The 8,644-nt window shown below is 59.4% G+C and carries 6 protein-coding genes; 1 reads left to right on the top strand and 5 read right to left on the bottom strand.

What is annotated here, in order from left to right:
• Positions 1 to 5: 5 nt before the first annotated feature.
• Complete coding sequence (locus ACW6W5_RS13125) at positions 6 to 779, bottom strand: hypothetical protein (RefSeq protein WP_152153206.1); 774 nt, start codon at positions 777 to 779, stop codon at positions 6 to 8.
• A gap of 40 nt (positions 780 to 819) precedes the next feature.
• On the opposite strand from ACW6W5_RS13125, the gene ACW6W5_RS13120 reads away from it, so the two are divergent.
• On the top strand, positions 820 to 1,227 hold the full coding sequence (locus ACW6W5_RS13120; RefSeq protein WP_193222823.1) for a hypothetical protein: 408 nt from the start codon (positions 820 to 822) through the stop codon (positions 1,225 to 1,227).
• A gap of 1,052 nt (positions 1,228 to 2,279) precedes the next feature.
• Here the strand turns inward: ACW6W5_RS13120 and ACW6W5_RS13115 are convergent.
• The 4 genes from ACW6W5_RS13115 to ACW6W5_RS13100 all read right to left on the bottom strand — a co-directional run bounded on the left by ACW6W5_RS13115 (position 2,280) and on the right by ACW6W5_RS13100 (position 8,537).
• Positions 2,280 to 3,394 (bottom strand): IS3 family transposase gene (locus ACW6W5_RS13115; RefSeq protein ID WP_193222822.1). Its coding sequence is split into 2 segments (ribosomal slippage): positions 2,280 to 3,142 and positions 3,142 to 3,394, totalling 1,116 coding nucleotides; the frame shifts between segments, so codons are not numbered across the junction.
• Positions 3,395 to 3,695: 301 nt separating this feature from the next.
• The gene (locus tag ACW6W5_RS13110; RefSeq protein WP_152153202.1) at positions 3,696 to 5,003 is read right to left on the bottom strand and encodes a TolB-like translocation protein; all 1,308 of its coding nucleotides are present in this window, start codon (positions 5,001 to 5,003) and stop codon (positions 3,696 to 3,698) included.
• A complete protein-coding gene (locus ACW6W5_RS13105) occupies positions 5,000 to 5,953 on the bottom strand; it encodes an ATP-binding cassette domain-containing protein (RefSeq protein ID WP_193222821.1) in 954 nt (317 codons plus the stop codon). The genes ACW6W5_RS13110 and ACW6W5_RS13105 overlap by 4 nt, the downstream gene beginning before the upstream one ends.
• Positions 5,954 to 7,145: 1,192 nt before the next feature.
• On the bottom strand, positions 7,146 to 8,537 hold the full coding sequence (locus ACW6W5_RS13100) for an aldehyde dehydrogenase family protein (protein WP_152153198.1): 1,392 nt from the start codon (positions 8,535 to 8,537) through the stop codon (positions 7,146 to 7,148).
• Between the last annotated feature and the right edge of the window lie 107 nt (positions 8,538 to 8,644).

Genomic DNA, 8,644 nt, shown 5'->3' with positions numbered 1-8,644 from the left:
GGGATTTACGCTGTATCCAAGGACTTCAACTGGTCAGTCAACAGGCGAGTCAGGCTACGGCGCGCAAAGTACCCCTGCAGCTGGCGTGCTTTGATGGTTCTTGCCCTCAGTCGAGCGTTGCCACCGGCGCGTTGCTCGATGCGGTAGCAGCGCGAAGCGCCACACAGCTCTGCCTGGCTCGCCGTGACCGTCACCACGGTGACTTCCAGACTGGTGAAGGCGTTCTCGGCGGCGATGTCGGGGTTCTCCATGCTGGCGCGCTCGATCAAGGTCCGGAATCGCCCCAGGTCTCGTTCGCCGCCGCTGCTGAGCGCACCCACGTTGGTCGCACGGCGGACATCGTCGTCGTCGCCGGGAATCGCTTGGCTCCAACGCTCTGTGCGTTCGGGAATGATCGCGCGGACCACCTTCCCAGTAGGCTCAATCAGGTCGATGACCACATCCAGCAGGTAGACCGGTTCAAGCCCCAGATTGGTCACGAAGCAGTGCGCATCCAGGTCCTTGCCCGCGCCCGACGTGATCAGGATGGAAGGACGCTGCTGGCGGCGGTAGCTGCGCAGGAAGAAATTCAGGTAGACGACCCAGATCAACGCCGTCACGCAGGTCATGGCTGCGGTTATCAGTGGGGCGAAATGAAGCAGGTTCTGAAGCACGTTGAGGCTGATCCGGTCGAGTCGACGCATGTAATCACGCTGATACTCATCATCGCCCTTGAACCGCTTGCGTCCTGTGAAGCGCCTGGCAGCAGCCTTGCAGCTCGGTTCGATGTGACCGGTCACAGCCGCGGGAGCTATGATGCCCTCAGCTATAGGGGGCTACATGGACGTGAGAGCTATTCTGTTGCTGGCCGCTATGGCTGCCGGCCCGGCATCTGCACAGCAGGTGCATAAGTGCGTTGAAGGTGGGAAGACCAGTTACCAATCTGCACCGTGCGCCAACAGCGCGCCCCAAAAGACGTGGGATGCCACGCCGCAATACGACGCATACGAAAACCAGCTGCGCCTGGAGCGTATACGGCAGGACATGCGTCAGCGTGATCAACGGCAGTCTTACCAGGCATCGTCTGGTGGTGGTGTCAGGGGTGTCGTGGTAAGCCAGTACAAAGAGCCTGATCGCTGCCAAGCGGCCAAAGATCATCGGGACGCGGTTTACCGTGCAGCTGGCATCAAGCGTTCGTTTGAGCTTAGTCGGCAGATGGACGACAAGGTGTACGCCGCCTGCAAGTAACGGCGTGTAGGGGTGACGCCTATGGCGATCAAGGTGGGGCCGGTCAGGTCGTGGACCGTGCATCAATGCTGGTTTTTCCGTGGAGCCTCGATGAGGCTAGAGCGACGCCAGTAGGAGCTTGAGCAGGCCCACGAGGTACCTCACTGCGGCCGCCGGTCGCTTTACATAATATACATTATGCGAAATGGACTTTGGCAGGCTGAAACTGGTCTGGCTGTGGATCAAGTCTTTCCTCCCTGCTGACGGGACAACTAAATTTGTACTTTTGCGCCAACTATATTTGTACTTTGTCCGGCGTAAGTACGTTTTTTGACGCCACAGATCGCTCAGGGGTCAAGCCGACGATGCGGATCGTACTCACGCCTCGACAAGGTCTCCTCCCGGCGCAATAGATCTGACTCCACGCAGTGAGCAGCTCGATCAACCGGCGCCACGGACTGTCCGCGGGTATCGCACCCGAACCAGCCGGCCGGACCGATGAATCATCTTCAATACGATGGTCACAGACGCCTCCTTCTCCGTGGAAGGCCATGACGCCGATGGCAATCCATTCCTTCAAAAGATCGACTGCGTCTGGCTCATCGTTGGGTACTTTGCACTACTCCGGATGTGCTGCAGTTGGTCACTATCATTTGCAGCGAACTACAACGGCACCGACTTCAACACAGCCTGTGCAAACAGCCTTCGGCAATGGGAACCCCAGGGAACTGGTCTCCCCTCGCATGAGGTACGTCTCGGGCAGCGGGATTGGCGCTGCACCTGTGCTTGGTTCTGTAGCAACCGGAGCCATCACGAGCCTCGATAATGCGATGGCACACCGTCTCGGCGTCAACTGCGAGCGCATGGCGTCGGAATTAAGAGGAGTCATCCACCTCGGAGCAAGCGGGGTTCCGGAAACCCGAGGGCTTCTTGAGGCGTGGAACAAGCGCAGGGAAGAGACTGCGATCCGCTGGTTGCCTGGCGCCTTTCGACCCCAAGGCGAGGCAGCGGAGAAGAGCCAAACCAGTGGCAGCGATCCGGATGACTATCCGCTGCAGCCGTAAGCTCCCCCGTCAAGCAGACATTTCTAAAGTAGAGCTTCTGGCGTGAGCGGTACGGTACTCGACGGGGCTCATGCCGCTGAGCGAGTCATGTGGACGAATCTCGCTGTAATCGATCATCCACCAATGCGCTGCCTCGCGTACGTCCTCAAGGCGTGCGAAGAGGTGCTGGTCCAGCACCTCCTCACGGAACGTGCGGTTGAAGCGTTCGATGAAAGCGTTCTGGTTGGGCTTGCCAGGTTGGATGTATCGCAGCGCCACGCCGCTGAGTTTGGCCCACTGGGTAAATGCTTCGTCCAGGAACTCAGGGCCATTGTCCGGCCGTAGAACCTGCGGTAATCCGTGATCACGTTTGAGCTGCTCGAACACGCGCACCAAGCGACCAGAGTTGAGTGATGTATCCACCTCAATATGCAGCACCTCGAGGTTGAAGTCGTCGACCACATTGAACGTTCGGAATCGTTTGCCACAGGCCAACGCGTCACTCATGAAGTCCATGGACCAGACGGTATCTGGATGCCCGAGAACATACAGCGGCACCCGCTTGCGCTTGGGCAGACGGCGCTTGGCCGCCCTTCTCAGGTTGAGCTTCATCGCCTTGTATACCCGATAGATCCGCTTCGGATTCCAGTCCGGTCGCTTCTTGCGTAGTTGACCGCTGCACTTCCAGAAACCTCGACTGGGCCGCTCGTCGACCAGCCTGGCCAATGCCGAGATCAACTCCGCATCGCGCACGGTCCAGTCCAGTGGCGGCGCATACCAGGCCGCACGAGACAAACCCACGTAACCGCAGGACCGGCTCAGGGGGCGCGCGTGCACCTCGGTGAGGAAACGCACTGCCTCACGCTTCTGACCCGGCCCTGCAGTTTTTTTGCGATCAGGTCCTTCAGTGCCGCGTTATCCAGCGCCATTTCCGCATACATGCGTTTGAGCTTGGCGTTCTCAGCTTCGAGGTCCTTGACTCGACGAAGCTCGGACGCCTCAAGCCCGCCGTACTTGCTCTTCCACTGGTAATACGTCGCCGTGCTGATGCCGGCCTGGCGACATAGATCCTTCACCGCAAGCCCGGCATCGCCCTGCTTAAGGATCGTGATGATCTGCGTCTCGGTGAATTTTGATGTGCGCATGCAACCTCCTGGCTGGTTAAAGATGCCAAAAAGTTCTACTTATCGGGTGTCTGGCTGCCGGGGGAGCTTACGAGTGGTCATAGCGAATGGACAAGGATCCTGGTAACAGATCAACGCTGCTGAAGTGAGCAGTAGCAGCCAGGGCACGGATCATCTGACGCCAGTACGGTCAGCCGATCCACTCGTTGAGCTAGGTCAGCCCGATCTTCCCCAGAGCCGAGGGGACCCCAAACCAGACTTGAAGAACTATGCCAGTCTGGCACAGTAGTTAGGACCGATGACGGTCTACTGTGCGTCTTGATCAACGGTCGGAAACTGGGAGAGTGATATGAAAGACGTCATCCGTCAGGTTGGTATCCTCCTTGACGAGATTGGAGGCGGCTGATCGGAAGGCCATCATTTGTCCATTAGCGGAAATGGCGGGCTGGAAACTGTTTCCATTCCCTGGCAACGCATCATGCCCGCGGCTGACCAGGATGGTGTCGCCGGTGCTTAGGTCGTGACGATATATCTGGCGTTTACCGTTTGATCGCTTCCCGGCGAGCACGGAAGACGGGCTCAGGAATGCAACATACCTGCCATCGGCCGATATCCGCGGCTGCCCCGAGAAGGTCTCTGCTGCCTTACCCTTGCTAGACACACTGGCGAGCCGCGTTGTGGAATTGCTGAGATCACGTACAAACACCGCGTATTCGCCGTTCATAGCACGGCGATCTAGGTTTCCAGCTCGGGACAGGAATGCGATGTTCGTTCCATCCCCCGAGATGGAAGGGTCACTACTCTCCCCTTCGGCCTGGGCACCATCGGCACCCACGCTGACCCGCCGCAATGTTGCTTCACCCACACTGTAAACGAACACATCATCAACGCCGTTGGTATCACCAGCCACCAAATTAGTCGCTGCGGACCGGAAGGCAACAAACATCCCATCGGCCGATATCACGGGCTGAAGGCTTGCCCCGTCGGCAGGCTGGCCGTCCTTGCCAACACTGAGGCAACGTGTGGTACCGGTGGCGCGGTCGCGCAGGTAGATGGCCGAGAACCGTTCGCTGCAGCCCGGCGCCAGATTTTCGGCAACTGCCACAAAGGCGACGCGGCGGCCATTAAACGACAAAGACGGGGTGACACTCTGTCCTGTTGACACGTCGCCGTCATCGTTGCGGCTCACAACATCTCTCTCATCGCCTTCTACTAGGACTATCTGGCGCGCCGACGTGTGGAACCCGATGCCCACCGTCGACGCCAGCGCCACCACCTTCCCGTTGCCGGAAATGGTCGGATCCGTGTCAACCGCACCAATTGCTCCAGCGTCACGATAAGCGAGACGCGTGGTCTCAAGACCTACGTCACGAACGTAGATATTCAAGCCTGGGCGCGCGTCCGTCACAAGGTTGCTTGCCATCGAGATGAACGCCACTACTTGGCCGTCAGCCGAGATCTCCGGGCGCACACTGAACGCGTTCCCCTGCCTGCCATCGTCCCCCAGACTCAACAGCGATGGGCTTGGCTGGCGGTTGGCCGGGGCTGCGCTGACGGAAATGGCCACCATCAGGATGACCCAGGGAATGAGAGGGCTGCTGAAAGGAACTCGCCTGTTTCGCCTCTTCATGCTGTTATCTGCCCACTTTCGGTGGCGACAACGTCCATGTCGCCAATAGTTATCACGACATCTGCGTCGTCAATGACTTGCTGACGATGCGCTGCATGGACGACAGTGATGCCCATGGAGCGGATCTGACGGAGAATCCTGGCCTCGGTGGCGGCATCGAGGTTTGCCGTTCCCTCGTCCATGATAAGCAAACTAGGCCGCCTATAGAGCGCCCGCGCAATCAGCAGGCGTTGCATCTGGCCGCCTGAAAGGCCGCCTCCACGATCGCCCAATGCCGTTTCGTACCCCATAGGCAGCGCCTGAATCTCTCCATCGATGCATGCCGCGCGCGCCGCCTCTCGGACCCGGTCATCTGCGATAGAGGAACTCCCAAACGCAATGTTTTCGCGAATGCTACCGCTGAAGAGACCGTCCCCCTGAAGCACCACGCCAATGTGGAATAGCCACTTCTCTCGTGGGACCGTTCTGAGATCGGTGCTTCCCAGCCAGAGCGACCCCTCTTGAGGATCGGCAATACGAAGCAGTAGCTTCAACAACGTTGACTTTCCGACACCGGAATTGCCTCTGATCACATACCGTCTTCCCGCTTGGAGGCACGTGGAAAGGCCCCGAAGAATAGGCTGATCGGAGCCTGGGTAGGAGAATGTGATGCCTTTCAGGTGGATAGGCTGAGAAAAGTCCAGCTCGTGCGCGTCGCTGTGATCCGGTTTCAAGGGGACAGGCTGCCTTGGTGCTAGATCGATGAGATTATCAAGGTGAATACGCACAGCACGGATGCGGAAAGAAACTTCTACCAAGCCCATGGCGCTGACGGTGAACAGGCGCTTGTAGGTGAGGAATGCGATGAGCATGCCAAGCGTCATTGAGCCATCCATCACCATCATCAACGCGAGGTAGCCGATGACAAGCGTGTCAATGCCGGCAATGCTGTCACCGTTGCGCCACGTCATTCGGCATAGGTGTAGCGTCTGCGACGCTGCTGGATGGACCCGCGCCAACCTCCTTAAGCAATTTGGAGACGATCGCAGGGTCCGGCGAAAAAAGCTTAACCACACCATTGTAGTGCTGTGCCTCAAGCGTGCCGTCCCCTGTTCGTGCAGAGGATACTTCCGTGTATTCCATCCCCATCCCCTCCTGTTTTCCCCGGATTGATTGATATCACCAGCGCAACTTCAGTGTCAATGTTCTGTGAGGCCCATCGGCTGCGATGGGGCTCCTTGTTGGCGGAATCGAGGTGCGCCGGCGCGTGGCTATGGAACTTTTGAGACCTGTGTCCCAATACGCGCCCGGCCGAGTGCTTTGCTCGCGCAACGCGCCCAGGGATTCCCGCCTATGCAGAGATTGGTCTGCGCCGCCAAATGGCCGAGATCGGCCAGCAGTAAAGTAGGACGTCCACTTACGGAGGGCGCGAGGGCGGCCGGGTGGCGCCTCCGAGCGTTCCCGGCCAGTCATGAGCCTAATCAGATTGCGCCAAGATCATGCGGAGCCAAGCGATTCAGTGTGGTCGATATGACCCGTGGTCCGAGGTTGCGCCGGTGCGTGTAAGGCGCTTCCATAGGAAGCGCCCCCCTACCCCCGGCTACTGCTCCCGGCAACGCTGCCAGCCACCTGCCTGAGCATGGATTTGCTCCCACCCATTCGGTAATTTTCGGAACGCTTGACCGCCGATACAAGCCATTCCCGAACGCTTCGAGGCGCCTGACCCCAAGGGAGGCAGGTTGATAACGTTGTCCGAAGGGCCGGGACGCCCGGCGCGTTGGGCCTCAGCTGACAGAGTACGGGCCTCAACGCGATCGCAGTACGCCTTCATACTCGGGTGAGGGTGATTCGGCCATGCCAATTCCTGGCAGTTGAAGGGCGTTGTGCTCTTCGACATCGAGTTGTGGGCAGCCTTGGGGGTCGGAGGCAACGGCTTGGGTCTAGGGCCCGTTGCAGACTGCAATTGAGCGTGCGAAGAGCACGCAAGCGAAAAAAGCAGCAATCCTGCTGAAATCCTTTTGAGCATAAGCTTCCCCTTGTAGCTCGGGGAAGCTTACCGTCTCAAACCTGCAACTGGCGAGAGTCGGCCAGGCTTTATATTGGTGATGATGTCTAATGGCCATCGATGCCCTATCCATCCGCGGCCAGGCCACTGTGCTGAAATCAAGCCGACGCCGCAGCCGCAATCTTGATCGACTTGACGTTCACAAACTCCTTCAGACCTTCCGGACCGTGCTCGCGACCATAGCCCGACGCCTTCACCCCACCGAACGGAAGCGTTGGCGATGCCACGTCGAAGGTGTTGATGAAGATCATGCCGGTGTCGAAGTACTTGCTGGCCAGCTCCCGGGCGCGCTGCACGTCACGGCTGAAGATGCCCCCGCCCAGGCCGTAGCGGCTGTCGTTGGCGATGCGCATGGCATCCTCATCGTCCTCGGCGCGGATGATGGCCGCTGCAGGACCGAACAGCTCATCTTCGTAGGCCACCTGCCCCGGCGCCACATCCGCCAGCACCGTGGCCGGGTAGAACCAGCCGGTGCGGTCCGGCACTTCACCGCCCACCAGAAGACGGGCCCCTTGCGAGACGCTCTTGGTCACCTGTTCGTGCAGCTTGTCGCGCTGCGCCTTGGAGACCATGGGGCCGAGCTGGGTGTCGTCGGCATTCGGGTCGCCCATCCGGATCGCTTCGAACGCCTTTGCATAGCCGCTGACGAAGGCGTCATAGTTCTTCTTTGTCACGATGAAGCGCTTGGCGTTGACGCAGGTCTGGCCGTTGTTGAACAGGCGGCCCTTGACGCAGGTCGCCACCGCCAGATCCAGGTCGGCATCGTCCAGCACCAGATAGGCGTCGTTGGAGCCCAGTTCAAGCACGGTCTTCTTGAGGGCCGCACCGGCCTTGGCTGCCACGGTGCGCCCTGCCGTCTCGCTCCCGGTCAGTGTCACCGCGCGTACCAGATCGTTTTCCACGATGTCATTGGATTGATCGTGGCTGATCAACAGCACCCCGAACAGCCCCTTGGGCAGCCCGGCACTTTCGTAGATGTCACGCAAAAGCAGCCCACTGCCGGTGCAGCTCTCGGCATGCTTGAGCAGTACGCCATTGCCTGCCATCAGGCTGGCGATGGAATAGCGGATCGCCTGGTAGGCCGGGAAGTTCCACGGCTGAATGCCGTAAACCACGCCGATGGGCGCGTGGGTCACGATGCCTGTGGCACCGTCCACATCGCGCTCCTCATCGGCCAGCACGACCGGCCCCTGCTTGGCGGTGTAGTCACAGATACCGGCACACAGCTCGATCTCGGTGCGGCTGTCTTCAATGAGCTTGCCGACCTCGTCGGTCATCAGCTGTGCGAACTCTTCCTTACGCTCGCGGAGTCCTTTTGCGATGCCAGCGATCACGGTTGCGCGCTCATCCAGGCTGCGCAGACGCCATTGCAGAAACGCTTCATGACTTGCCTTCACGACGGCGGCGGCTTCGGCATCGGACATGTAGGAATAGGTGGCGACCACTTCCTCGGTCAGCGGATTGATCGTGGTGAGTTGCTTGTTGGGCATGGAAAGAGACTCTTCGGTTCAAAAGCAGGTCCGTAGAGGGTCGCCGTCGTGCAGTTCCTCTGCCGTGAATTCTTCGGCGCTGCGCATCACTGGAGGTTCACTGGACC

The organism is Stenotrophomonas sp. IS26 (assembly GCF_054188265.1).
Note: the sequence above shows the minus strand (reverse complement) of the source record. Positions and strands in the feature narration are given on the sequence as shown.

Excerpts from the sequence above, each read along its gene's own strand:
- ACW6W5_RS13120 (WP_193222823.1), top strand. The coding sequence starts at position 820 with ATGGACGTGAGAGCTATTCTGTTGCTGGCCGCTATGGCTGCCGGCCCG.
- ACW6W5_RS13105 (WP_193222821.1), bottom strand. The coding sequence starts at position 5,953 with ATGACGTGGCGCAACGGTGACAGCATTGCCGGCATTGACACGCTTGTC.
- ACW6W5_RS13110 (WP_152153202.1), bottom strand. The coding sequence starts at position 5,003 with ATGAAGAGGCGAAACAGGCGAGTTCCTTTCAGCAGCCCTCTCATTCCC.
- ACW6W5_RS13100 (WP_152153198.1), bottom strand. The coding sequence starts at position 8,537 with ATGCCCAACAAGCAACTCACCACGATCAATCCGCTGACCGAGGAAGTG.